Source organism: Sphaerimonospora sp. CA-214678, assembly GCF_050942215.1.
In the GTDB taxonomy this organism is placed as follows: Bacteria; Actinomycetota; Actinomycetes; order Streptosporangiales; family Streptosporangiaceae; genus Sphaerimonospora.
Window position 1 is genome coordinate 4191456 of record NZ_CP192056.1, and the last position, 23343, is coordinate 4214798.

Genomic DNA, 23343 nt, shown 5'->3' on the forward strand with positions numbered 1-23343 from the left:
GCGGACGACCGTCGACCGGTCCCCCGCCCCCCTGCCGCGGCGGACGCCTGCTCCCGCCCGGATTCACCTGGTCCCGTCCACCGGCCGGGACGTGATGAACGACGGCGGCGAGTCGTCCTTCACCAGCCCGGGCGGAACCATGCTCGTCAGCGCCTCGGGCTGCTCGGCCTCGCGGGCCAGCTTCTCCTCGAGCGCCGCCTGCTCGCGCAGCTGGTTGATGCTCGACCGCAGGTCGCTCTCCTTGTACGACCCCTGGGCGAGCATCGTGTTCAGCAGCAGCAGGGTGACCAGGCCGCCGCACATCAGGCCGATGACGAGCAGGACGAACGGCGCCTTGGGCGCCCGCCGGACCGCCGCGGACACCCCCGCCGGCGGCGTCGCGCGTGGCGTCCTGACGCCGATGGTCCCGAGCTCCCCCTCGGGACGCGGCGCGATCTTCGGCCGGGGCCTGGGCCGCGTCTTGGGCCGGCTCTTCGTCTGCGTCCTCAGCTGTGCCTGGAGCTGCGACGATCGTGTCTGCTGCGCTGTCCTCATCCTTGGCGGATCCTCTCTGCCGCCCGCAAACGGGCCGAGGCCGCTCGCGGGTTGTCGGCGACCTCGTCATCGTCCGGGAGCTCCGCTCCCCTCGTCAGAAGGCGGAACCGGGGCTGGTGAGCCTCAAGCGGGACCGGAAACCCGGGAGGGCCGGTATCCCTGGTTCGCGCCGCGAGGACCTGCTTGGTGAGCCGGTCCTCCAGCGAGTGGTAGGCGAGCACGACCACCCGCCCGCCGAGTGCCAGCGCGTCGAGGGCTGCGGGCAGGGCACGCTCCAGGGCGGCAAGCTCCTGGTTGACCTCGATGCGCAGGGCTTGGAACGTTCTTTTGGCCGGGTTCCCCCCCGTGCGCCTCGTCGCGGCGGGGATCGCCGTCCGTACGAGATCGGCGAGTCGTCTGGTCGTCATGATGGGATGTTCGACGCGCTCCCGGGCGACGAGGTTCGCGATGCGCGCCGCGAATTTCTCCTCGCCGTAGTCTCGCAGCACGCGGATGAGCTCGGCCACCGAATATGTGTTCACCACGTCGGCGGCGGTCAGCTCCTGGCCGGGGTCCATCCGCATGTCGAGCGGCGCGTCGTAGGAGTACGCGAAGCCGCGCTCGGCCTCGTCGAGCTGGGGGGAGGACACCCCGAGATCGAACAGCGCGCCGTGGACGCGGGGCCGTCCGGCCGCGGCCAGCACCTCGGGCAGCTCGTCGGAGACGGCGCGCACGAGGGTGATCCGCCCGGAATAGGGCGCGAGCCGAACGGTGGACCGTTCGATGGCGGCGGGATCGCGGTCGATGCCGATCAGATGCAGGGCCGGATGGGCCGCGAGCAGCGCCTCCGCGTGCCCGCCGAGACCGAGGTTGGCGTCGACGACGACGGGTTCCGGTCCGGTCAGCGCGGGAGCGAGCAACTCCAGAACGCGACCGATCATGACCGGAACGTGACCACCCGGGTGCCCAGGATCTTGCGACAACGCCTTCCGCCCCCCATATCGTCCGGCCCCTTTATATCGTCCGGCCAGGTCCCCATCCGCATCACCGGCCCTGGCATCTGACACCGGGGAAGGTGCATCAGCTGCCGCCACATGGGAGCGGGTGGAGACCTCGCCGAACGTAACGACGGGTCTTTCGATCAAAGGATCGAACAGATCAAAGGGTTCCGGGCAACACCTCCTCCGACAGGTCGGAGAACTCCTGCTCCTGGGCGGCCAGATAGGTCTCCCACCCCTGGGTGTCCCAGATCTCCAGCCTGGTGTTCGCACCGATCACCGTGCAGTCACGCGTCAAACCCGCGTACCGCCTCAGGGCCTGTGGAATCGTGATCCGTCCCTGCCTGTCCGGCGTCTCGTCCGACGCTCCGGCGAAGAACACACGGCTGTAATCGCGGACCGCCTTGGCCGTCATCGGGGCGGTGCGCAGGGCCTCGGTGATGCGCTGGAACTCCTCTACTGGGAAGACGTAGAGGCAACGCTCCTGGCCTTTGGTGATCACAAGACCCTCCGCCAGCTCCTCGCGATACTTCGCCGGCAGGAACAGCCGTCCTTTGTCATCCAGGCGCAGCGGATGGGTACCGAGGAACACCGGACCCACCTCCTGTGCCTTGCGGAGCGCTCGGCACTACGGCCTCTGCTCTCCACTGCGCACCACCATACTCCACTTCTCTCCACCGTCAACTGATTCACGCCGTGTCGGCGTGTCATTTTCTCCGCGTTTTCCCAGGTAAATGAGGGTGGGGCGAAGTGGGGCGTGCGGAGGCCGCCAGCCCCGGTGGTACAGGGGAAGCCGCGCGAGAGGAAAGCGCACGTCCTTTGTCACTGGATTCAGACGAAGGTGCGACGCGGACAAACTCGCCCGGGAACGTCCGGGGTCATAGGGTCTGTACCACAAGAAACAAAATGTAAGGTTTAACCCGCATTTATGGAGGCCCGGTGGCACCAACCTCCGACGTCGAGATCGACATGGACATCGACATCGCGCACCGGATCGGCCGAGCGATCGAATCCGTGATCGAAGGCAAGAGCGACGTCGTCCGTCTCACCCTCACCGTGCTCCTGGCGGAGGGCCATCTCCTCATCGAGGACGTGCCCGGCGTCGGCAAGACCATGCTGGCCAAGGCCCTGGGGCGCTCGATCGACTGTCCCGTCAAGCGTGTGCAGTTCACCCCCGACCTCCTGCCCAGCGACATCACCGGAGTCAGCGCGTACAACCAACTGACCAGAGAGTTCGAGTTCAAACCAGGACCCGTCTTCGCGAACGTCGTCGTGGGCGACGAGATCAACCGGGCCTCGCCGAAGACGCAGTCGGCGCTGCTGGAGTGCATGGAGGAGCGGCAGGTGACCGTGGACGGCGTCACCTACGAGCTCGCGCCGCCGTTCATGGTCATCGCGACCCAGAACCCGATCGAGATGGAGGGGACCTATCCTCTGCCCGAGGCCCAGCGCGACCGTTTCACCGCGAAGATCGCGATGGGTTATCCCTCGCCCGCCGCCGAGCTGGAGATGCTCGACGTCCACGGCGCCTTCCAGCCGCTGGCCGAGCTGCGGCCGGTGGCGACCACGGCCGAGGTGCTGGGACTGATCCGGGCCGTGCGCGCCGTCTATGTCTCACCGCCGGTGAAGCAGTACGCCGTCGACCTGGTGACCGCCACCAGAAACTCGCCCGACCTGCGGCTGGGCGCCTCGCCGCGGGCCACCCTGCACCTGGTGCGCGGTGCCAGGGCGCACGCCGCGCTGTCCGGCCGCGACTACGTCATCCCCGACGACCTGCAGGACCTGGCCGGGCCCGTCCTGGCGCACCGGCTGCTGCCGAGCGTCGAGGCCCAGGGACAGCGCCGCCGGCCTGAGCAGGTGATCGCCGACCTGGTGCGACACGTACCCGTGCCGGACACCAAGTGAGCGGACTGAGGGCCCTGACCCCCCGGGGACGATCGTTCATCGCCTCGGGGGCAGCGGCCCTGCTGTGCGCCCTGCTCCTGGGGGAGCACGACCTGCTGCGGGTGGCCGTCCTGATCGTCGCGCTGCCGCTGCTCGCGGCGCTGATCGTGGTGCGGACCCGGTACCGGCTCGCCTGCGCCAGGCGGCTCGATCCGTCCCGGGTCCAGGCGGGCGGCGTAGGCACGGTCACGCTGCGGCTGGAGAACGTCACCCGCCTGCCGACCGGACTGCTGCTCGTGGAGGACCACATCCCGCACGCGCTGGGCACCGTCCGCCCGCGTTTCGTCCTCGACCGCGTGGAGCCGCACGGCGTCCGGGAGATCGACTACAAGGTGCGCTCCGAACTGCGGGGGCGTTTCCCGATCGGGCCGCTGTCGATCCGGATCGCCGATCCGTTCGGGCTGGTCGAGCTGACCAGATCGTTCACGATCACCGACACTCTCGTGGTCACCCCCGAGGTGGTGCCGCTGCCGCCGGTGCGGCTGTCCGGCGAGTGGACGGGCGGGGGCGACAGCCGTACCCGCTCCGTGGCGGCGGCGGGCGACGACGACGTGGCGCCGCGCGAGTACCGCCAGGGCGACGACCTGCGCCGGGTCCACTGGCGGTCGACCGCGCGGCACGGCGAGCTGATGGTCAGGCGCGAGGAGCAGCAGCGGCAGAGCCGGGGCGCGCTGCTGCTGGACACCCGCAGATGCGCCCACCGGGGCGAAGGTCCCCGGTCGTCGTTCGAGGTCGCGGTCTCGGCCGCCGCCTCGATCGGGGTGCACCTGTCGCGTGACGGACTGGGCCTGCGCCTGATCACCGACCAGGGCGGGCAGCACCTGGCCGACACCGGCGCGTCGTGGTCGCTGCTCGACGCGCTCTCGGTCGTACGGCACAGCTCGGCCCGGTCCATGGAGCACGGGATCGCGGCCCTGCGGCAGGGTGGCGACGGCCTGATCGTCGCCGTGCTGGGAGAGATCGACTCCCTCGACGCCCGGGAGCTGGCCCGGCTCAAGCAGCCCGGCGTGACCGGGATCGCGGTCCTGCTGGACGTCGCGGGCGAGACCGGGGCGGCGAGCCCGGACGCCGACGAGACCGCGGAGGACATGCTGACGGCCGGCGGATGGCGGACGATCCGTCTGCCCGCCGGCGTCTCACTCGCCGCGGTCTGGCCGGAGGCCGCGCACAGGAGGGTGGGCATCCGCCGATGAAGTTACCCGTCGCCGCCGGGCTGGCCACGGCCGCCGTCACGATCACGCTTTATCCGCTGTTCCAGGGCCAGGCATGGTTCTGGGCCTGTGCGGGGGCCGTCCTGGTGACGACGGCGACGGGAGTGCTGCTGTCCCGTCTCGCCCCGCGCGGCCGGGCCTCCTCCCCCTGGATGACGTCGCACGTCATGGCGGCCGCGCTGGCGATCTACCTCACCGCCGCCTTCGCCGGCGACCAGGCGTGGCTGCGGGTGATCCCCACCAAGGACTCGGTGCTGCGGCTGTTCTTCCTGCTCGTCGAGGGCTTCGACGACATCCAGCGGTACGCCGCCCCGGTGCCGGCCGACCCCGGGGTCAGCCTTCTGACGGCGGGCGGCGTCGGGCTCATCGCGATTTCTGTGGATCTTCTCGCGGTACGGCTCCGCCGCGCCGCGACGGCCGGACTGCCGATGCTGGCCCTGTTCACCGTGCCGGCGGCGGTGATGACCGACCCGATCGGCTGGCCCGCGTTCGTGATCGGCGCCTTCGGGTACGTCGGTCTGCTGGTGGCGGACGGCCGGGAACGGCTGAGTCACTGGGGCCGCGCCGTGATCGTACGGCGTTCGCGGCTCACCCCCGGCGGCGGGATGCCGCCCGACACGGGCCGCCTGGCGCTGTCGGGCAAGCGGATCGGCGTGATGGCCGTCGCACTCGCGATCCTGGTCCCCGGGCTGCTGCCGACGCTGTCACCCGATCCGCTGTTCGGGTTCGGCGTGGGCAACGGCTCGGGTGCGGGCGGGGGCACCATCGGCGTGCCCGACGCCATGGTCAAACTGGGCGGACAGCTCAGACAGCCGGAGAACGAGCCCGTGCTGACCTACACCACCTCCGACGGCCGCTCCCGCTACCTGCGCATCTACTCGCTGGACAGGTTCGACGGGGCGACCTGGCGGGTCGGCACGCTGCAGGGGCGCAGAGAGGACCGGGTGTCGGCGGGTCCGCTTCCCCCACCCCCGGGGCTCGATCCCGGCATCGCCACCCGCCGGATGGAGACCCGGATCTCGATCAGCGAGGACATCAGCAGGCTCAACTTCCTGCCCCTGCCGTACCCGCCGGCGCAGGTCGACGTGGACGGCGACTGGCGGGCCGACCGCTCCTCGCTGCTGGTCTTCTCCACCGAGGACGAGGCGGCGGGCCTGAGCTACCGGGTCGTCGTCGACGAGCCGGAGCCGACCAACGAGCAGCTCAGGCTGACGCCGGCGGTGGATCCGGACGTCGACAGTCCCTATCTGGAGCTGCCCGCCGCGCTCGATCCGGAGATCCACGAACTGGCCCTGGAGGTCACCAGGCGGGCGGCCACGCCGTACGAGAAGGCGGTGAAGCTTCAGGAGTGGTTCACCAGGACCGGCGGCTTCACCTACAGCCTGGACGTCGGGGGCGGCGGCCCGGCCGTGCTGACGGACTTCCTGCTGGCGACCCGGATGGGATACTGCGAGCATTTCGCCGGCGCGATGGCCGTGATGGCGCGCTCGCTCGGCATCCCCGCCCGGGTCGCGACCGGCTACACGGGCGGCACGAGGACCGGCGATGCGTGGACCGTGCGCACGCACGACTCCCACGCCTGGCCGGAACTGTACTTCGACGGCGTCGGCTGGCTGCGCTTCGAGCCGACCCCCGGCGGCAGCGGCGGCCAGGGCACCGCCCAGACGCCGCAGTACACGCTGCCGGTGGCCCCGACGACCGCGCCGACGTCCGGTTCCTCCGGCGACTCCGCTGCGGAGACCGAGGAGACCGATGACGCCGCTGCTCCCGTCCGGCCGGACCAGCGCGGGGCCGACCGGGACGTCGACGGCTCCCCCGTGCCGGCGGCGTCCGGGCCTCCGACGGCCGCCAAGGTGGCCGCCGGTCTGGCCGTCGCCCTGCTGCTGGCGCTGACACCGGCGGGGATCAGGGGAATGGTGCGGCTGCGGCGCCGGCGCGCGCTGGCGGCGGCCGCCGTCGCGCCGGCCCCCGCCGTCGAGGCCGCCTGGGCCGAGCTGTGCGACACGCTCACCGATCTCGGGCTGGCGCGTGAGCCCGGAGAGAGCCCCCGCGCGCTGGGGAAACGGCTGACCGATCGGCACGGGCTGGACGGCGAGGAGGCCGAGTCCGTGGTACGGATCGTCACGGCGCAGGAACGGCTGCGTTACGCCCGCACACCCGGGGACGCGATCCCCGGGCACGCCGATCTCGCGCGGGTGCGCAGGGGGCTGACCCGCGGAGCCTCGCCGCGGCGACGGCTGGCGGTCGGTCTGGCCCCCATGTCGACGCTGCTGCGCATCCGGGCGCTCGGCGGGAGGGCACTCGAGGTCTTCGACCTGTCCCTCGCCCGCCGCTAGGGCCAGGTCCGCCGCCCCCGGAGGAGGGGGCGGCGGGCGGGTTCGTGGTCTCGATCAGGGAAGGGGTGGGGGGTCAGTGCTCGTCGCGGCGGCGGCGCCAGCGCTCCTCCATCCGCTCCATGAAGCTCTGCTTGCGGCCGGACCTGCGGCCGCGGGGTGGCGCGGCCGAGGGGGAATCTCCGATCCCGTTCATTCGCATCCAGCTCGACAGCCCCCACAGGCAGGCCGCAAGCATCACGACGAACCCGGCGGCGCCGAGGGGGATCTGCGCAGCCACGACACCTACCATCAGCATCACCACGCCGAGGGCGAAGCCGATCCAGGCCTTGACTAGGCGGCGCTTGTAGTGGTTGCGCGGATCTCTGGTTCGGACGCTATTGGCCCACTTCGGGTCCTCGGCGTAGAGGGCCTGCTCGATCTGGTCGAGCAAGCGCTGCTCGTGCTCAGACAGCGGCACGGCGCCTCCCAAGGACGGCCCCATTCAGGGGAAAACGGCTACAGACGACACGGGGTGTCCAGACCTCGCGGTCGGTTATCCCCAGAATACGAGCCCGTAGACGTAGGCGAAAGAAAACGTCCAACGCGGGCCAAACCGGAGGCGACGTCATGGACCCATTGCATCAAACGAACGACGCACCAGCGACGCCGGGCGCACCACATCGGGTCCGAACCGCCGGGCGGCTCGGTCCATCGCCAGCTCGGCCTCCCGCCAGCCCGTCTCCCGCTCGCCCAGACCGAGCTGGCGGGTCGCCGTGGCCGCCGGGCGGAGGTTCTCCACCCGGACTCCGACCAGCCTGAGGCGCACCCGCTCCAGCCCGGCGGCCTCATAGAGCGCGCAGGCCGTCTCATAGATCTCCTTCGCCACATCGGTCGTCTCACGCAGCGTACGTGACCGGGTGATCGTGGTGAAGTCGGAACGGCGCAACTTCACGCTGACCGTCCTGCCGACGTGCCCGCCCGCACGCAGCCGCGCCGCGACCCGCTCGGACAGCCGCAGCAGCTCCCGCCTGATCGTCTCCGGGTCGTCGACGTCGTGCGGGAAGGTCTGCTCGCCGCCGATGCTCTTGTCGGGGGCGTCGGCCACCACCGGGCGGTCGTCCCGGCCCCAGGCCAGCTCCGCCAGGTGTGCCCCGACGGCCCCGAACTCGCGCCGGAGGGTGGCGACGGGCACCCGGGCCAGGTCGCCCACGGTCCTGATGCCGAGCCGTACCAGGGCCTGCTCTGTGCGCTCGCCCACGCCCCACAGCTCCCCGACGGGCAGCGGGTGGAGGAACTCCACGACCCGGTCGGCAGGAACGACCAGCAGCCCGTCCGGCTTGCACGCCCGGGAGGCGAGCTTGGCCACGAACTTGCTGCTCGCCACGCCCACGGAGCAGGTGATGCCGTGGCGCCGTTCCACCTGCTCGCGGATCATCCCGGCGATGACGGCGGGCGAACCGAGCCTGCGGCGGGCCCCGCCGACGTCGAGGAACGCCTCGTCGGACGCGATCGGCTCCACCAGCGGCGTGATGGTCTTGAAGATCTCCATGACGCCCCGGGAGACCTCGGCGTACCTTCCATGGCGGGGCGGGACGATCGTCGCCGCCGGGCACAGCCGGCGGGCCCGCGTCATCGGCATCGCCGAGTGGACGCCTAAGCGCCGGGCCTCGTAGGTGGCGCTCAGCACCACACCGCGCCCGCCCGGCGACCCCACGATGACCGGGGTGCCCTTCAGCTCGGGCAGATCGAGCAGTTCCACGCTTGCGTAGAAGGCGTCCATGTCCACGTGCAGGATCGGGCAGCCGTCGTCGCCGACCGGGCGACGGGTCTCGCCGCCGCCACCGCTCCTGACATGGTTCCGGGACACGCCATCGACTCTACCCGAACAACCATTCGAAAGCACGTCACCTGTAGGCGATGACGTGGAGCTGGACGGCGATGTCGCGCAGCACCGGGTGACCGGCCGCCGCCCGCTCCAGCGCGATCAACGCCCCGGGATCGCTCTCGGCGGTCATGCCGGGCACCAGCTCGGAAAAGATCCGCACGCCGTAGACCTCGGTCACGGTGAACCCCGCGGCCGCGAGCAGCCCGGCCAGCGCCTCCCGGGAGAACCACCGTCCCGACGGCTCGGCCAGCAGCCGCCGGGCCTCCTCGAACTGGCCGGCCAGCGCGCGGTGCACGGCGGCGGCGACCGAGTTGGCCGCGAGCACGCTGACCGCGCCGCCTTCGCGGAGGATGCCGCGGATGGCGCTCAGCGCCCCAGCCGGCTCGTCGACGTACTCCAGCACACTGTGACACAGCACCAGGTCGGCGCTGCCGGGCTCCAGCAGGTCGCCGAGGTCCGCCACGTCGCCCTGCAGGCCCTTGACGCCCACGCCGTTCTCGGCCGCGCGGCGTTCGAGCGCGGCGAGCGAGTCGGGCGTGGGGTCGACCACGGTCACCGCGTGGCCCAGCCGCGCGAGCGGTACGGCGAAACCGCCGGTGCCGCCCCCGGCGTCGACGATGTCGAGCGTGTCGCGCCCGGCGGCAGCGGACCGCCGGGCGAGGACGGCGCGCAGCGCCTCCCAGACGACGGTCTGCCGTGTGGCGTCACGCATGTGCGGCCTCCTACGTTCACAGGCCGCGCTGCCGGGCGCGGCGGCGCTTTCCAGGGCGACGTGCTTCCAGGCTTCCAGGTCGAGGGGCCTCTTTCCAGTGCGACGGCCGCTCAGAGCGACAGGGACGGCTTGAGTTGCTTGAAACGGGCCAGCAGGCCGTTCACGAACTGTGGAGACTCGTCGGTCGACAGCTCCCCCGCCAGGTGTACCCACTCGCTGATGACCACGCCCTCGGGAACGTCGTCCGACCAGAGCATCTCGAAGGTTCCGGCGCGCAGGATGTTCCGGTCGACCGCCGGCATCCGCTCCAGGGTCCACCCCTCCGAGTACGTCGAGATCAGCTCGTCGATGCGCTCCAGGTGCCGGACCACACCCTCGACGATCTTCGTCGTGTACTCGTGGACGGGCGGCTCAGAGCGCTCCACCCGTTCGGCCAGCACGCTGAGCGGGCTCTCTCTGCGGGCTTCGGCCTCGAAGAGGATGTCCAGCGCGCGGCGGCGCGCCTTCCCCCGAGCCGACACGTCAGGCCCGACCGAGGTATTCGCCGCTGCGGGTGTCGACCTTGATCTTCTCGCCGGTCGTGATGAACAGCGGAACCTTGATCTCCGCGCCGGTCTCCAGCGTGGCGGGCTTGGTGCCGCCGGTGGAGCGGTCGCCCTGCAGGCCGGGGTCGGTGTGCGAGATCGTCAGCTCGACGGCGGCGGGCAGGTCCACGTACAGCGGGTTGCCCTCGTTGAAGGCGACCGTGGCCGTGGTGTTCTCCAGCATGTAGTTGGCGGCGTCGCCCACCACCGAGCGCGGCACGTTGACCATGTCGTAGGTCTCGGTGTCCATGAAGACGAAGTCCTCGCCGTCGAGGTACGAGTACTGCATCTCGCGCTTGTCGACGTTGGCCACGTCGACCTTGACGCCGGCGTTGAAGGTCCGGTCGAGCACCTTGCCGGTCAGCACGTTCTTGAGCTTGGTGCGGACGAACGCGCCGCCCTTGCCCGGCTTGACGTGCTGGAACTCGACGACGGCCCACAGCTCTCCGCCGTCGAGCTTGAGCACGAGTCCGTTCTTCAGGTCGTTCGTCGTCGCCACGTGGTCTCCCGCATGCGGCTGCCCTACAAGATGAGCAGCTCCTTGGTGGTCAGTGTGAGAAGCTCCGGCCCGTCGTCACGCGTGACCAGCGTGTCCTCGATGCGCACGCCGCCCCTGCCAGGCAGGTAGACCCCCGGCTCGACGGTGATCGGAACTCGATCCTCTAGTCTACCGGTCCTGTCAGGGCCCAGGAACGGCTGTTCGTGGATCTCCAGGCCGACACCGTGGCCCAGCCCGTGCTCGAAGTGGTCTCCGTACCCCGCCCGCTCGATCACTCCGCGCGCCGCCGCGTCCACCTCGTGCGCCGTCGCCCCCGGCCGTACGGCCAGGCACCCGGCCTGCTGGGCCTGCCGTACGAGCTCGTAGAGGTCGCGCTGCCAGGCGGCCGGGCGGCCGACGGCGACCGTACGGGTCATGTCGGCGTGGTAGCCGCCGTAGCGGGCGCCGAAGTCGATGGTCACCAGGTCGCCGGAGCCGATCGGCCGGTCCGAGGGCGCGTGGTGCGGGATCGAGCCGTTGGGCCCCGACGCCACGATGGAGTCGAAGGCGGGCTTGTCCGCCCCCAGCTCCGTCATGCGGACCTCCAGCCACCTGGCGATCTCCCGCTCGGTGACGCCCGGGGCGATGCGCTCGACGACCTGGGAGAACGCCTCATCGGTGATCTCGCACGCCCGGCGCAGCGCGTCGATCTCCTGCTCGTCCTTGACCGCGCGCACCGCCTCGACCAGGCCGCGGACCGGGACCAGCCGGGCGCCCGGAGCTCCGCCGAGCCGCTCGCTGAGCCTCTCGTACACGGCCACCGTCATGTGGTCGGCCTCGACGGCGAGGCCGCCGGCCGCGCCCGCGCGGGTGAGCAGCGCGCCTGCCACGTCGCGGTCGACGATCACCTCCACATCCCGGCACCGCCGCTGCGCGGTCTCCGCGTACCGGGAGTCGGTGGCGAGCGCGGCCTGTCCGCCGGCGCCGACGAGCACGGCGGCGTTCGAGCTGGACAGGCCGGTGAGGTAGCGCACGTTGACGGGCCACGTGACGAGTACGGCGGCGACGCCCAGCTCGGGAAGCGCCGCGGCCAGCCGGGCCCGGCGGGCGGCATGGAGTGAGGCATATGACACGGTTGGACTCTACTGCGCGGATTCAGAGCGGGAGCTTCCCGAGCGCAGCACCGCCTCGCGCAGGAAGAGCACCGCGACGAGGCCCAGCACGGCGGCCGGGACCCCGACCAGGAACACCGTGCGCATCGCCGAGGCGAAGGCCTGGATCACGACGTCCCGCACGTGGACGGGCAGGTGCCGGATCGCGTCCGGGGTGCCCAGCGCGAGGCCGGCCGTCCCGCCGGGCGCGTGCGCGAGCATCGCGGCCAACTCGTCCCGCACCCTGTTGGTGAGGATCGCGCCGAAGGCCGCCACCCCGATCGCGCCGCCGAGACTGCGGAAGAAGGAGATGCCGGAGGTGCTGACCGCCATGTCGCGCCGCTCGACCGCGTTCTGGGTGGCGAGGATCAGCATCTGCATGCTCAGGCCGAGCCCCACGCCGACGATCGCGGTGTCGACCCCGATCATGAGGAAGGAAGAGCCGATCTCCAGGCGGGACAGCAGCCACATGCCCACGGTCACCAGCAGCAGGCCGGCCACCGGGAACGCCTTCCACCGGCCGGTCCTGGTCACGATGCGGCCCGAGGTGATCGACGCCAGGAACAGGCCGAAAACCATGGGCAGCGTCATGAGCCCGGAGTTCGTCGGGCTGAGGCCCTTGACGATCTGCAGGTACTGCGGAAGGTAGATCATCACGCCGAACATGGCGATGCCGATGAGCAGCGACGCCAGGCTGGCCAGGACGAACGTCCGATCGCGGAACAGGCGCGGCGGCAGGATCGGATCGCCTGCCCTGCGCTCGGCCGGGATCGCCAGGGCGAACAGCACCACGCTGAGCGCGCCCAGGCCGTACGTCCAGGGGGATGCCCATTCGAACTCGTGACCGCCCAGCGACAGCAGGAGCATCAGCGTGGTCGCGCCGCCGGTCAGCATCGTCGCGCCCCACCAGTCGATCTTCGCGGCCCGCCGCACGCGCGGCAGCCGCAGCACCCGCTGGATGACGAAGAACGCCATGAGCGCGAGCGGGACGCAGACGTAGAAGCACCAGCGCCAGCCGAGCCATTCGGTGTCCACGATGAACCCGCCGAGGAGCGGCCCTGCGACCGTCGAGACGCCGAACACGGCCCCCACGTAGCCCGAGTAGCGCCCCCGCTCACGCGGCTCGACCACGTCTCCCAGGATCACCTGGACGAGCGCGGACAGACCGCCGGCCCCGATGCCCTGCACCGCCCGGCCCGCGATCAGCATGCCGATGTTCTGCGAAAGCCCGGCCGCCACCGACGAGGCCACGAACAGCCCGAGGGCGAGCTGGAACATCAGCTTGCGGCCGAAGATGTCGGAGAGCTTGCCCCACAGCGGCGTCGAGACCGTCATCGTCAGCAGCGTCGAACTGGCCACCCACGAGTACTGCTCCTGCCCGCCGAGCTCGCCCACGATCGTCGGCAGCGCCGTGCCGATGACGGACGTGGAGATCGACGAGGTCAGGAGGGCCAGCAGCAGACCGGAGAGGATCTCCATGACCTCGCGATGCGTGTACGACCTCGGCGCCGCTTCCCGCACCATCTCCTGGGTCACAGGGTCTCCTCTCCCGGGCATCACCGCCGTTACCAGCCACACCCCTAGTAGACGCTTGTTTACCCGCGGAATCACGATAACCTACGACAGATGACAACACGAGATCGGGAGGCCACCGAAGAGCGGATCCTCTCCGCCGCGCGCGAACTGTTCGCCGAGCACGGCTACGACCATGTGACGATCCGGATGATCGCGGCGGCGGCGGAGGCGAACCCCGCGCTCGTCAACCGCTACTTCGGATCGAAGGTCGACCTGTTCGCCAAGGTCCTGGCGAGCGGGTATCCGCTGGCGTCGGAGCTCGAGGACGGCCCGGGGGAACTGCCCGCACGGCTGGCCGCCCGCCTCGCGCGGCGGCTGAGCGTCGGCGGCCGCGACCCGCTGACGCGGATGATCGACCGGGCCGGGGCGAGCCCGGAGATCCGGGCGGTGCTGCGGGCACGGGTCCAGTCCGGCATCGTCGACGTGCTCAAGGCACGGCTGACCGGCCCGGACGTCGAGGAGCGCGCCCTGCTCGCCACGATGGTGATCCTCGGCGCCGGCCCCCTGCGCAGGCTCGTCGACCCGGAGGTGGTGGGCGGAGTCGACCCGGATGTGCTGTCCGCCCGGCTGGAGCAGATCTTCGCCGCCTGCCTGAACGAACCCCCCACCACCCCACCCCCCACGCCGTGATCTTGCAAATTCTCGCAGGAGCCTCACCTGAGCTGCGGAAACCCACTCCGTGATCTTGCAGTTCCTTGCAGACATAGCGCCTGACGTGCACTTACACCTTCAGTGATCTTGCACTTAGCGGATAGGTGCAAGATCACCAAAGGCGTCTTCCCTGCTCAGAGCGCAGGCCTGCGAGAAACTGCAAGATCACGAACGCGACGTGCCTGCTGGCGGCGCATGCCTGCGAGTATTCGCAAGATCACGGCGTTGGGGGGGTGGGGGGTGGGGGGCCACACGGGGGTGGGTCAGGCGGCCAAATCCTTGATCTTCTCGATGAGGCGGACGCGCTCGGCGTGGGTGTGGGCGACGGGGGTCACGTTGAGCGTGGTCACGCCCGCCTCGCGCATGGCCGCCAGCCGCTCCCTGATGTGGCCTTCCGGGCCGACCAGCGACATCCGCTCCAGCAGCTCACGCGGCACCGCGGCCTCCGCCTCCTTCTTACGGCCCGAGAGATAGAGGTCCTGGATCAGCTCGGCCTCCCGCTCGTAGCCGTACCGGCGGGCCAGGTCGTTGTAGAAGTTCTTGCCGCGCGCGCCCATGCCGCCGATGTAGAGGGCGGCCATCGAGCGGCCCAGCTCCAGGACGCCGTCCACGTCGTCGCCGATGGCCAGCACCGCCTGGGCGATCACGTCCAGCTCGCCGAGCGCGGGGTCCCTGCGCGCCCCGCCGGAGGCCAGCGACCGGCCCCAGACGTCGGCGGCCTTCTCCGGCATGAAGAAGATCGGCTCCCAGCCCTCGGCGATCTCGGCGGCGAGCTCCACGTTCTTCGGCCCGATCGCCGCGATCACGACGGGGATCCGCTCCCGCACCGGACGGTTGATCAGCTTGAGCGGCTTGCCCAGGCCGGTGCCGCCCGGCAGCGGCATCGAATAGTGCTTGCCCGAGTGCTCCAGCCGCTCCCGCCGCCACACCTTGCGGCAGATCTCCACGATCTCGCGGGTACGGCCGAGCGGCGCGGTGTACGGCACGCCGTGGAAGCCCTCGATCACCTGCGGGCCGGACGCGCCGATGCCGAGCGTGAAGCGGCCGTCGGAGACGTAGTCCATGCCGGCCGCCGTCATGGCCAGCAGCGTGGGCGTACGCGAGTAGATCGGCAGGATGCCCGAGGCGATCTGAAGCCGTTCCGTCCTCGCGGCGATGTACCCCATCTGGCTGACCGCGTCGAAGCTGTAGGCCTCGGCCACGAACACGATGTCGAGGCCGGCCTTCTCGTAGTCGGACAGCTCCGCGACGGTCTCCTTGAACCCTCCCGCGTAGCTGAGGGCCATCCCGATCCGCATCCGCTCTCCTTATGGTCTGCGTGCGACCCCGCCGAGCACCGCCATGAAGTCGGCCAGCAGCGGCAGCGAGTCCGGCTCCGGCCGCCACTCGTGCAGCTGGACCAGGCCGGGCTCGACCGGTTCTAGGCCGCCGAAGAACCGCTCGATGGCCACGCGGGGACGGGCCTCGAAGGGCGCGTTGGCATTACCGTACACGCCGCCCGCCTCCGCCATCTCGGCCGGCAGGGCGTCGGAGCAGACATGAGAGATCACGAAGTGGCTGCCGGCGGGCAGGGCCGCCGCGTACCCGGCCACGATTCCCGCGGGGTCCTCCTCGTCCGGCACGAAGTGCAGGCAGGACACCATGAGCACGCCGACCGGCCCGTCGAACGCGAACGCGTCGAGCACCTCCTCCGGGCGCCGCAGGTCGGCCTCCAGGAACTCCACCCTGGGGTCGCCGGCGAGCAGCGCCCGGCCGTGCGCGGCCACCACGGGGTCGTTGTCGACGTACCGGACCCGCGCGTCGGGCGCCTCGCCGAGCGCGATCTCGTGCACGTTGCCCTGCGTGGGCAGCCCGGCCCCGAGATCGAGGAACACGCGGATGCCGCACTCGCGGGCCAGGAAGCGTACGGCCCGGCCGAGGAAGGCGCGGTTCTCCCTGACCGCCTCCCTGACGTGCCCCCGGGAGATCTCGATCACTTTCTCCGCCGCCGCCCGATCGGCCGGGAAGTGGTTCTTCCCGCCGAGGTAGTAGTCGTACATCCGGGCCACGTTGGGGCGGCCGACGTCGAGCCCTCCGGGGATCCGCGCCTGGTCTGCCACTCGACTCTCCTCAGTAGAGCTCGGCGGAGGCTCAATCAGGGTGATCATAGCGGGCGCGGAGTCTGCGTAGATCCTCCCGAGTGTCGACATCGGCCGGATCGCCGGCGTCGTCGCAGGGCACCGGGGTCACCAGTTCGGGACGCGCCCGCAGGAACGGCCGCGCCCCCACGTCGCCCTCGGCCAGCGCGCACACCTCGGCGAAGTGCTCACGCGCGATCAGCACGGGGTTGCGCCGCGCCCCGCCGTACGTCGCCACGGCGACGGCCGCGCCGGAACCGAACGCGTCGATCAGCCGGCGTACGGCGGCCGGCCGGACCAGCGGCTGGTCCACGAGGGCGATCACCACGGCCTCGGCCGTGCCGGGCAGCGACCGCAGGCCCGCGCGCAGGGACGAGCCCATGCCGGTCGCCCAGTCCAGGTTGCGTACGGTCACCGCACTCCCGACCGGGGTCTCGACGGCCCCGAGCACGACGACGACCGGATGGCAGCCGCCCTCGGCGAGGAGGCGGACGCCACGCTCGGCGAGCCGTTCGCCGGCGAATTCCACCACGGCCTTCGGCGTCCCGAGCCGGCTGCCGCCGCCCGCGGCCAGCAGCAGTCCGGCGACCTCACCCACGGCTCTCGTCCATGGCCCTCACCCGTCGCCGTGGATGCGGCCGATTGTCTCGCTGAGCGAGTCGCCCGAGCCTCCCCAGCGGAGCTTGATCAGCTCGGCCGCGATCGAGACGGCGGTCTCCTCCGGCGTACGGGCGCCCAGGTCGAGCCCGATCGGCGAGCGCAGCCGCGCCAGCTCGGCCTCCGACAGGCCCGCCTCGCGCAGCCGGGCGAGCCGGTCGTCGTGGGTCCGCCGCGAGCCCATCGCCCCGATGTACGCCGCCGGGGTCCGCAGGGCCACCTCCAGCAGCGGGACGTCGAACTTGGGATCGTGGGTGAGCACGCAGATGACCGTCCGCCCGTCCACCACGGTCTCCGCCAGGTAGTCGTGCGGCCACCGCACCACCACCTCGTCCGCCTCGGGGAAGCGCTTGACGGTGGCGAAGACCGGGCGGGCGTCGCACACCACGACGTGATAGCCGAGGAACTTGCCGACGCGGGCCACGGCGGCGGCGAAGTCGATCGCGCCGAAGACGAGCATCCGCGGCGCCGGAGCGAACGAGTGGACGAACACCTGCAGGTCGTCCAGCCGCCGCTCGCCCTGCGCGCCATAGCGCCGCATCCCGGTCGACCCCTGGGCCAGCATGCCGCGCACGTCGTCGTCCACGGCCTCGTCCAGCCGCGCCGAGCCGAGCGAACCGGAGGCGTGATCGGGCCACACCACGCGCCGGGCCCCGATCGTGCCCGGCCCGGCCACGATCGTGGCCACGGCGACCGGACGCCGCGCCTCGATCGACTCGGCCACCTCCCCCAGCTCGGGAAAGGTCTCCTTGCTGACGGGTTCGACGAGCAGGTCGATGATGCCCCCGCAGGTCAACCCGACGGCGAAGGCGTCGCCGTCGCTCACGCCGTACCGCTGCAGCACCGCCGTCCCGTCGGCCACGACCTCCCGCGCGAGCTCGTACACCGCGCCCTCGACGCAGCCGCCGGACACGCTGCCGGTCACCTCGGTTCCGAGCACCGCCATGGCCGCGCCCGGCGGGCGCGGCGCGCTGCGGAACGTGCCGACCACCGTGGCCAGCCCGAATCGCTCCCCCGACTCCCACCACTCGAGGATCTGGGGCAGCACGTCACGCATCGGCCGCCACCTCCCGTTCCGTCCGTACGCTCCGGCCCGCCAGCAGCGCGGCCAAGTTCTCGAAAGCGGCCAGGCTGTGCCCGGCCACGAAGTCCGTGACGTACGGCAACGCCGCGCGCATCCCGGCCGTGAGCGGCCGGTAGGCCGGGTCGCCCTTGTGCGGGTTGACCCAGATCACCCGGTGGGCGATGCGGGACAGACGGGCCATCTGGGCGCCGAGCAGGTCGGCCGAGCCCCGCTCCCAGCCGTCGGAGGCGATCACGACGGTGGCGCCACGCGGGTGTGGGAGCCGCAGCAGCGCCTTCAGCTCCTCCCCCAGCCGGGTCCCGCCGCTCCAGTCGGGGATCGCGGACGAGCACGCACGCATCGCCGCATCCGGATCGCGCCGGCGCAGCTCCGCGGTGATCCTGGTGAGCCGGGTGCCCGCGCTGAACACCTCGGTCGCCCCCGGCTCGGCGCGCATCAGCGCGTGGGCGAAGCGCAGCAGCGTGTCGGCGTAGGGGGCCATCGACCCGCTGACGTCCACGACCACGACCACCCGGCGCGGCCGGTCCCGATGCGCGCGCAGCCGCAGCCGCGCCACGTCACCGCCGCGCCGCGCCGCCTCCCGCACCGTGCGGCGGCCGTCCAGATCACCCCGGTGCGATGGCCGGAACCGCCGCGAGGAGCGCCGCTCCCGCTCGTCGCGCAGCAGCGCCAGCATGCGATGGATCTCACGCCGCTCCGCCTCGGTCAGGTGCGCCACGTCGCGGTGGCGCAGCACCTCGACCTCGCTCGCCGTCGCGGGCAGCGCGCTCTGCTCGCCGCCGGTCTCCGGCTCGCGCGGGTCGTACGGCAGGGCGACGGTGCGGGTGACGGTCACGGTCATGGCCGGCCTCGCCGGAGGCGGCCGCCGCCCGCCGAAGAAGGCGGCGAAGCAGCGGTCGTACCGGGACAGGTCGTCGGGGCCCGCGCACATGGTGACGCGGCCGGCCCAGTAGACGTCCCGCTCGCAGGCGACGTCCAGGTGGGCGAGCGCTCGCAGGAAGCTCTGCTCCCGGTGGTGGTCGGCCGCCACCCCGGCGGCGCGCAGGGTGCGGGCGAACCCCGCCGCCACCCCGGCCACCGTCCCCGCGTCGGGCGCCGCCGGCCACGCGCCGGGCGCCGTCTGGCCCGCGTCAGACGCCGGCGGCCACGTCCCTGGCTCCGCCGGCCGCCCGTCAGGCATGGCGCCCGTCCCATTCGGCCCGTACGGCCTCCTGATCCTCCCGATACTTCAGCAGCGCGCCGAGGGAGGCCGCGGCCAGGCCGGGGTCGAGGCGGGTCGCGCCCAGCGTGAGCAGGGCGGCGGTCCAGTCGAGCGTCTCGGCGACCCCCGGCGGCTTGACCAGGTCGGCACCGCGCATCCGGGCCGCCGCCTCGGCGACCTCGGCGGCGAGGATCTCGGTGCAGCCCGGCAGCCTCCGCAGCAGGATCGCCACCTCGCGCTCGAAGCCGGGATGCTCCAGCCAGTGGTAGAGACAGCGCCGCTTGAGCGCGTCGTGGACCTCACGCGTCCGGTTGGAGGTCACGACGACGACCGGCGGGGTCTGCGCCCGGATCGTGCCGAGTTCCGGGATCGAGATCGTGAAGTCGGACAGGACCTCCAGCAGGAAGGCCTCGAACTCGTCGTCGGCCCGGTCGATCTCGTCCACGAGCAGCACACTCGGCTGGGTCTCCAGGGCACGCAGCAGCGGCCGCGCGACCAGGAACCGCCGGTCGTAGATCTCGCCCTCCAGCGCACCGGCGTCGGTCGCCCCGGTGACCTCCGCCGCTTTCAGATGCAGGAGCTGGCGCGCGAAGTCCCAGTCGTAGAGCGCCTGGGCGGCGTCGATCCCCTCGTAGCACTGCAGCCTGATCAGCGGCGCGTCCAGGATCGCCGCCAGGGTCTTGGCCAGCTCGGTCTTGCCGACGCCGGCCTCACCCTCGAGGAAGAGCGGGCGGCCCATCCGCAGCGCGAGGAACGCCGCCGTCGACAGTCCCTCGTCCGCCAGGTAGTCGTGTCCGTCGAGGAGCTCCGCCAGCATGGCCGGCGACTCGATGCCAGATGCCTTGATTGTCCGCCGCAGCACAGGCACAGGGTACGTCGCCGGCGATCGCGGGGCATCGGCCGAATCCGCCAAAGAATTCCACCGGAGAGGCCCCGAAGTGCCCGCGACGGGTTTCACCGGCGCTCACGCGCGCACGGACGCTCGCCCGCACACCCATCGGACGCTCGCCCACGCGCGGTCGGCCGCGTCGCCCACACACCCACCGGATGCTCGCCCACACACGGGCGGACGCGTCGCTCAGGCGCGGTCGGGGGCCTCGCCGCGGTCGCGGATGAGGGCGCTCAGCTCGGCGACGGCCTTGCGGGACCGCGTCCGCTCGGTGCTCTGGATGCCCATGGCGCCGACCGTCAGCCCGTTGGCGAGGTCGATCTTCGGCCAGGGATCGCCCTCCTCCATCGTGACGTCCAGGACCTCGGGCCACTCGTAGCGGTGCACGCGCAGCGCGTTCACGATCGTGATGCCGTGCTCGTCGGCCTCGACCCGGAGCCGGCCCAGCAGGTGCAGCAGGCCGGCCACCAGAACGCCGAACACCACCAGGCCGATCCGGTCGGCGAGCCGGAACATCTGCGGCGGCATGATGATCGCCAGGACGACCGCGCCGGCGACCATCACCACCGCCATGCCGTACGCGATTATCGTGGCGCGCCGGGGACGCCAGGTCACCGGCAGCTGCGGGGGAACGTGCTCATCCACGGCGGCCCACCCCGCGGACCACCCCACCGCCCGCCGCGCGGACGCCGCCGCGTACACCGTTCCCCGGCTTCGACGTGACCAATTGACGCGACCTTCCCTCGGACGGCACTCATACGGTCAGGCTGCGCAGGACGAGGGCCGTCTCCAGGGCCGCGACAGTGGCCTCGTAGCCCTTGTCCTCTTTGCTGCCGGGTCCGCCGGACCGCTCGACCGCCTGATCAAGGGTGTCACATGTGAGCACCCCGTTCCCTACGGGGGTCGACTCGTCCAGTGCCACCCTGGTGAGGCCGGCGGTGACGGAGTCGCACACGTAGTCGAAGTGCGCGGTCTCCCCGCGAATCACCGCGCCGAGCGCGACCACCGCGTCATAGCGCCGGGCCATGGCCTGGGCCACGACGGGGATCTCCAGCGATCCCGCCACCCGGACGGTGACCGCGACGGCGCCGCTGTCCCTGGCCGCCCGCTCCGCTCTCTCCGTCAGCCTGTCGGTGATCTCCTCGTGCCAGCGGGCCGCGACGATGCCGACGGTCAGGCCGCCCGCGTCCACTGCCGCGGCCTCCGGACGCCCGGTTCCGCTCATCCGACGCCTCCTTCCGGAATGTGGTGGCCGAGCCGTTCGCGCTTGGCCGCCAGATAGTTCTCGTTGTACGGGTTCATGGCGACCGGCATGGGCTCGCGGCCGAGGACCTTGATGCCGTAGCCGTCCATGCCGCGCACCTTGGCCGGGTTGTTGGTCAGCAGCCGCACCGACTTCACGCCGAGGTCGGCGAGCATCTGCCCGGCGTTGGAGAACTCCCGCGCGTCCACCGGCAGCCCCAGCTCAAGGTTGGCGTCGACGGTGTCGCTGCCGTTGTCCTGCAGGCCGTACGCCCTGAGCTTGGCCAGCAGCCCGATGCCGCGGCCCTCGTGGCCGCGCAGGTAGACGATCACTCCCCGGCCCTCTTCGGCGATCATGCTCATCGCGTTGTCGAGCTGCACGCCGCAGTCGCAGCGCAGCGAGCCGAGCACGTCGCCGGTGAGGCACTCGGAGTGCGCCCGCACCAGGACGCTCTCGCCGTCGGCGAGGTCGCCGTACACCAGCGCCATGTGCTCGCCACCGTCGAGCGCGCTGGCGAAGCCGTACGCGCGCCACATGCCGTAGCGGTTGGGGATGCGGGTCTCGGCGACCCGGGTGACCATCCGTTCGGAGCGCCGCCGGTGCTCGACGAGCTGCTCGATCGAGACGAGCGCGAGGTCGTGCTCGTCGGCGAACTCGCGCAGCCGCGGCAGCCGGGCCATCGTGCCGTCGTCGTTCACGATCTCGGCGAGGGCGCCGCCGGCCGACAGCCCGGCCAGCCTGGCGAGGTCGACGGCCGCCTCGGTGTGGCCCCGCCGCACGAGAACGCCGCCCTCCCGGTAGCGCAGCGGGAAGATGTGGCCCGGCCGCACCAGCTCGTACGGCTCGGTCGCCGAGTCGCACAGCGTACGGATCGTCCTGGCCCGGTCGGCCGCCGAGATGCCCGTGGTGACCCCGTCCCTGGCGTCCACGCTGATCGTGTACGCCGTACGGAGGCGCTCGCGGTTGTCGTGGACCATGAGCGGCAGGCCGAGCCGGTCCAGCTCCGCGCCCTCCATCGCGACGCAGATCACGCCGCTGGTGTACCGGATCGTGAAGGCGAGCAGTTCGGGCGTCGCCTTGGCGGCGGCGAAGATGAGGTCGCCCTCGTTCTCGCGGTTCTCGTCGTCGACGACCACGACGGGCCTACCGTCGCGGATGTCGGCGATCGCCCGCTCGATCGGGTCCAGCTTGATCTTTTCTTCGGTCACGCCGCCACCGCCTCCACATTCGCCGCCATGACGCGCGACCGGCGCAGCCGGCCACGGAACCCGATCAGAACCATCACGAAGAACACGCCGTAGACCAGGCCGGAGACCACCGGCCCGGAGGGGAAGGCCGGCGGCACGCCGACGACGTCGGCGGCCACCCGGAATCCGACCTCGTACCAGCCGATGCCGGTCATGCCCGTGCCCCGGCGGTCAGCTTCTCGACATACTTGGCGATGACGTCGACCTCGATGTTCACCGGGTCGCCCGGCCGCTTGCCGCCGAGGGTGGTGAGCCCGAGCGTGGTGGGGATGAGACCGACCGAGAACCGGTCGGCCGCCGCCTCGACCACGGTCAGGCTGACGCCGTCCACCGCGACCGACCCCTTCTCCACCATGTAGCGGGCGAGATCGGCGGGCAGCGAGATCCGTACGGTCTCCCAGTTGGCGCCGGGCTCGCGGGACAGGATCACGCCCGTGCCGTCCACGTGCCCCTGCACGATGTGGCCGCCCAGGCGCTGGTCGGCACGTACGGCACGCTCCAGGTTGACCCGGGAGCCGGGCCGCAGCGCGCCGAGGGAGGAGCGGTCGAGCGTCTCCTTCATCACGTCTGCGGTGAACACGGCCCCGTCGACGGAGGTCACCGTGAGACACACCCCGTTGACGGCGATCGAGTCGCCGAGACGGGCGTCCGCGGTGACTATCTCGCCGCGTACGGTGAGCCGCGCCGAGTCGCCGTCTCCGCCGGTTCTCGGTCCGGGGCCTTCGCCCCCGCCGTCCCCGAGCTCGACGGCGACGACCTCGCCGAGCTCCTCGACGATTCCGGTGAACATCTCAACTCTCCTTCGGGGGAAGCCCGGCATGGGTGAAGGAGAGACCACCGCTCTTCCCTCCCGCCTGCGCCGGACGCGTCGTCACGGCGGGCTCCGGG

25 protein-coding genes are annotated in these 23343 nt (G+C 71.6%); 4 read left to right on the top strand and 21 right to left on the bottom strand.

What is annotated here, in order from left to right; genetic code table 11:
* Positions 1–63: 63 nt before the first annotated feature.
* From ACQP1K_RS18805 to mraZ, 3 genes are all read right to left on the bottom strand, one after another.
* Positions 64–534, bottom strand: a complete 471-nt coding sequence (locus ACQP1K_RS18805) for a hypothetical protein (protein ID WP_433497014.1) — start codon at positions 532–534, stop codon at positions 64–66.
* On the bottom strand, positions 531–1454 hold the full coding sequence (rsmH, locus tag ACQP1K_RS18810; protein WP_433497015.1) for a 16S rRNA (cytosine(1402)-N(4))-methyltransferase RsmH: 924 nt from the start codon (positions 1452–1454) through the stop codon (positions 531–533). The genes ACQP1K_RS18805 and rsmH overlap by 4 nt, the downstream gene beginning before the upstream one ends.
* 217 nt (positions 1455–1671) lie before the next feature.
* Positions 1672–2103 carry a division/cell wall cluster transcriptional repressor MraZ gene (gene mraZ, locus ACQP1K_RS18815; protein ID WP_433497016.1) on the bottom strand — a complete coding sequence of 144 codons (432 nt, stop codon included), beginning with the start codon at positions 2101–2103 and terminating at the stop codon, positions 1672–1674.
* Positions 2104–2480: 377 nt separating this feature from the next.
* On the opposite strand from mraZ, the gene ACQP1K_RS18820 reads away from it, so the two are divergent.
* Genes ACQP1K_RS18820 through ACQP1K_RS18830 form a run of 3 tightly spaced genes read left to right on the top strand, consistent with a single transcriptional unit; the run spans position 2481 to position 7002 of the window.
* A complete protein-coding gene (locus ACQP1K_RS18820) occupies positions 2481–3416 on the top strand; it encodes an AAA family ATPase (protein WP_433501582.1) in 936 nt (311 codons plus the stop codon).
* Positions 3413–4648, top strand: coding sequence for a DUF58 domain-containing protein (locus ACQP1K_RS18825; RefSeq protein ID WP_433497017.1), 1236 nt, complete (start codon positions 3413–3415; stop codon positions 4646–4648). The genes ACQP1K_RS18820 and ACQP1K_RS18825 overlap by 4 nt, the downstream gene beginning before the upstream one ends.
* A complete protein-coding gene (locus ACQP1K_RS18830) occupies positions 4645–7002 on the top strand; it encodes a transglutaminase TgpA family protein (RefSeq protein ID WP_433497018.1) in 2358 nt (785 codons plus the stop codon). The genes ACQP1K_RS18825 and ACQP1K_RS18830 overlap by 4 nt, the downstream gene beginning before the upstream one ends.
* A 73-nt stretch (positions 7003–7075) precedes the next feature.
* Here the strand turns inward: ACQP1K_RS18830 and ACQP1K_RS18835 are convergent, their stop codons facing one another.
* The 7 genes from ACQP1K_RS18835 to ACQP1K_RS18865 all read right to left on the bottom strand — a co-directional run bounded on the left by ACQP1K_RS18835 (position 7076) and on the right by ACQP1K_RS18865 (position 13315).
* On the bottom strand, positions 7076–7459 hold the full coding sequence (locus ACQP1K_RS18835; protein WP_433497019.1) for a DUF3040 domain-containing protein: 384 nt from the start codon (positions 7457–7459) through the stop codon (positions 7076–7078).
* A gap of 147 nt (positions 7460–7606) precedes the next feature.
* Entirely contained in the window at positions 7607–8848 is a 1242-nt protein-coding gene (dinB, locus tag ACQP1K_RS18840) for a DNA polymerase IV (RefSeq protein ID WP_433497020.1), read from the bottom strand.
* A gap of 37 nt (positions 8849–8885) precedes the next feature.
* On the bottom strand, positions 8886–9578 hold the full coding sequence (locus ACQP1K_RS18845; RefSeq protein WP_433497021.1) for a methyltransferase domain-containing protein: 693 nt from the start codon (positions 9576–9578) through the stop codon (positions 8886–8888).
* Between the two features lie 110 nt (positions 9579–9688).
* Entirely contained in the window at positions 9689–10099 is a 411-nt protein-coding gene (gene nusB / locus ACQP1K_RS18850) for a transcription antitermination factor NusB (protein ID WP_433497022.1), read from the bottom strand.
* Position 10100: 1 nt separating this feature from the next.
* The gene (gene efp / locus ACQP1K_RS18855) at positions 10101–10661 is read right to left on the bottom strand and encodes an elongation factor P (protein ID WP_433497023.1); all 561 of its coding nucleotides are present in this window, start codon (positions 10659–10661) and stop codon (positions 10101–10103) included.
* Between the two features lie 23 nt (positions 10662–10684).
* The gene (locus ACQP1K_RS18860) at positions 10685–11773 is read right to left on the bottom strand and encodes an aminopeptidase P family protein (RefSeq protein WP_433497024.1); all 1089 of its coding nucleotides are present in this window, start codon (positions 11771–11773) and stop codon (positions 10685–10687) included.
* Positions 11774–11782: 9 nt separating this feature from the next.
* The gene (locus ACQP1K_RS18865) at positions 11783–13315 is read right to left on the bottom strand and encodes an MDR family MFS transporter (RefSeq protein WP_433501583.1); all 1533 of its coding nucleotides are present in this window, start codon (positions 13313–13315) and stop codon (positions 11783–11785) included.
* Positions 13316–13417: 102 nt separating this feature from the next.
* Here ACQP1K_RS18865 and ACQP1K_RS18870 point away from each other — a divergent pair, with 102 nt between their 5' ends.
* On the top strand, positions 13418–13996 hold the full coding sequence (locus ACQP1K_RS18870) for a TetR/AcrR family transcriptional regulator (RefSeq protein WP_433497025.1): 579 nt from the start codon (positions 13418–13420) through the stop codon (positions 13994–13996).
* A gap of 284 nt (positions 13997–14280) precedes the next feature.
* On the opposite strand, the gene ACQP1K_RS18875 is transcribed toward ACQP1K_RS18870, so the two are convergent.
* The 11 genes from ACQP1K_RS18875 to ACQP1K_RS18925 form a co-directional block, all read right to left on the bottom strand.
* Entirely contained in the window at positions 14281–15315 is a 1035-nt protein-coding gene (locus ACQP1K_RS18875) for an LLM class F420-dependent oxidoreductase (protein WP_433497026.1), read from the bottom strand.
* Positions 15316–15324: 9 nt separating this feature from the next.
* Positions 15325–16116: an SAM-dependent methyltransferase gene (locus ACQP1K_RS18880; protein ID WP_433497027.1), complete on the bottom strand. Its 792-nt coding sequence runs from the start codon at positions 16114–16116 to the stop codon at positions 15325–15327.
* A 31-nt stretch (positions 16117–16147) separates the two neighbouring features.
* Entirely contained in the window at positions 16148–16732 is a 585-nt protein-coding gene (locus ACQP1K_RS18885; protein WP_433497028.1) for a nucleotidyltransferase family protein, read from the bottom strand.
* Between the two features lie 18 nt (positions 16733–16750).
* Positions 16751–17848, bottom strand: a complete 1098-nt coding sequence (locus tag ACQP1K_RS18890; RefSeq protein ID WP_433497029.1) for an XdhC family protein — start codon at positions 17846–17848, stop codon at positions 16751–16753.
* Positions 17841–19055 carry a vWA domain-containing protein gene (locus ACQP1K_RS18895; RefSeq protein ID WP_433497030.1) on the bottom strand — a complete coding sequence of 405 codons (1215 nt, stop codon included), beginning with the start codon at positions 19053–19055 and terminating at the stop codon, positions 17841–17843. The genes ACQP1K_RS18890 and ACQP1K_RS18895 overlap by 8 nt, the downstream gene beginning before the upstream one ends.
* Entirely contained in the window at positions 19048–19938 is an 891-nt protein-coding gene (locus ACQP1K_RS18900) for an AAA family ATPase (RefSeq protein ID WP_433497031.1), read from the bottom strand. Before ACQP1K_RS18900 ends, ACQP1K_RS18895 begins: the two co-directional genes overlap by 8 nt.
* Before the next feature lie 216 nt (positions 19939–20154).
* Complete coding sequence (locus ACQP1K_RS18905) at positions 20155–20610, bottom strand: PH domain-containing protein (protein WP_433497032.1); 456 nt, start codon at positions 20608–20610, stop codon at positions 20155–20157.
* 109 nt (positions 20611–20719) lie between these two features.
* On the bottom strand, positions 20720–21190 hold the full coding sequence (gene ribH / locus ACQP1K_RS18910; protein WP_433497033.1) for a 6,7-dimethyl-8-ribityllumazine synthase: 471 nt from the start codon (positions 21188–21190) through the stop codon (positions 20720–20722).
* Positions 21187–22416, bottom strand: a complete 1230-nt coding sequence (locus ACQP1K_RS18915) for a bifunctional 3,4-dihydroxy-2-butanone-4-phosphate synthase/GTP cyclohydrolase II (protein ID WP_433497034.1) — start codon at positions 22414–22416, stop codon at positions 21187–21189. The genes ribH and ACQP1K_RS18915 overlap by 4 nt, the downstream gene beginning before the upstream one ends.
* Positions 22413–22610 (bottom strand): hypothetical protein, encoded by a 198-nt coding sequence (locus ACQP1K_RS18920; protein WP_433497035.1) that lies wholly within the window; start codon positions 22608–22610, stop codon positions 22413–22415. Before ACQP1K_RS18920 ends, ACQP1K_RS18915 begins: the two co-directional genes overlap by 4 nt.
* The gene (locus tag ACQP1K_RS18925; RefSeq protein WP_433497036.1) at positions 22607–23245 is read right to left on the bottom strand and encodes a riboflavin synthase; all 639 of its coding nucleotides are present in this window, start codon (positions 23243–23245) and stop codon (positions 22607–22609) included. Before ACQP1K_RS18925 ends, ACQP1K_RS18920 begins: the two co-directional genes overlap by 4 nt.
* Between the last annotated feature and the right edge of the window lie 98 nt (positions 23246–23343).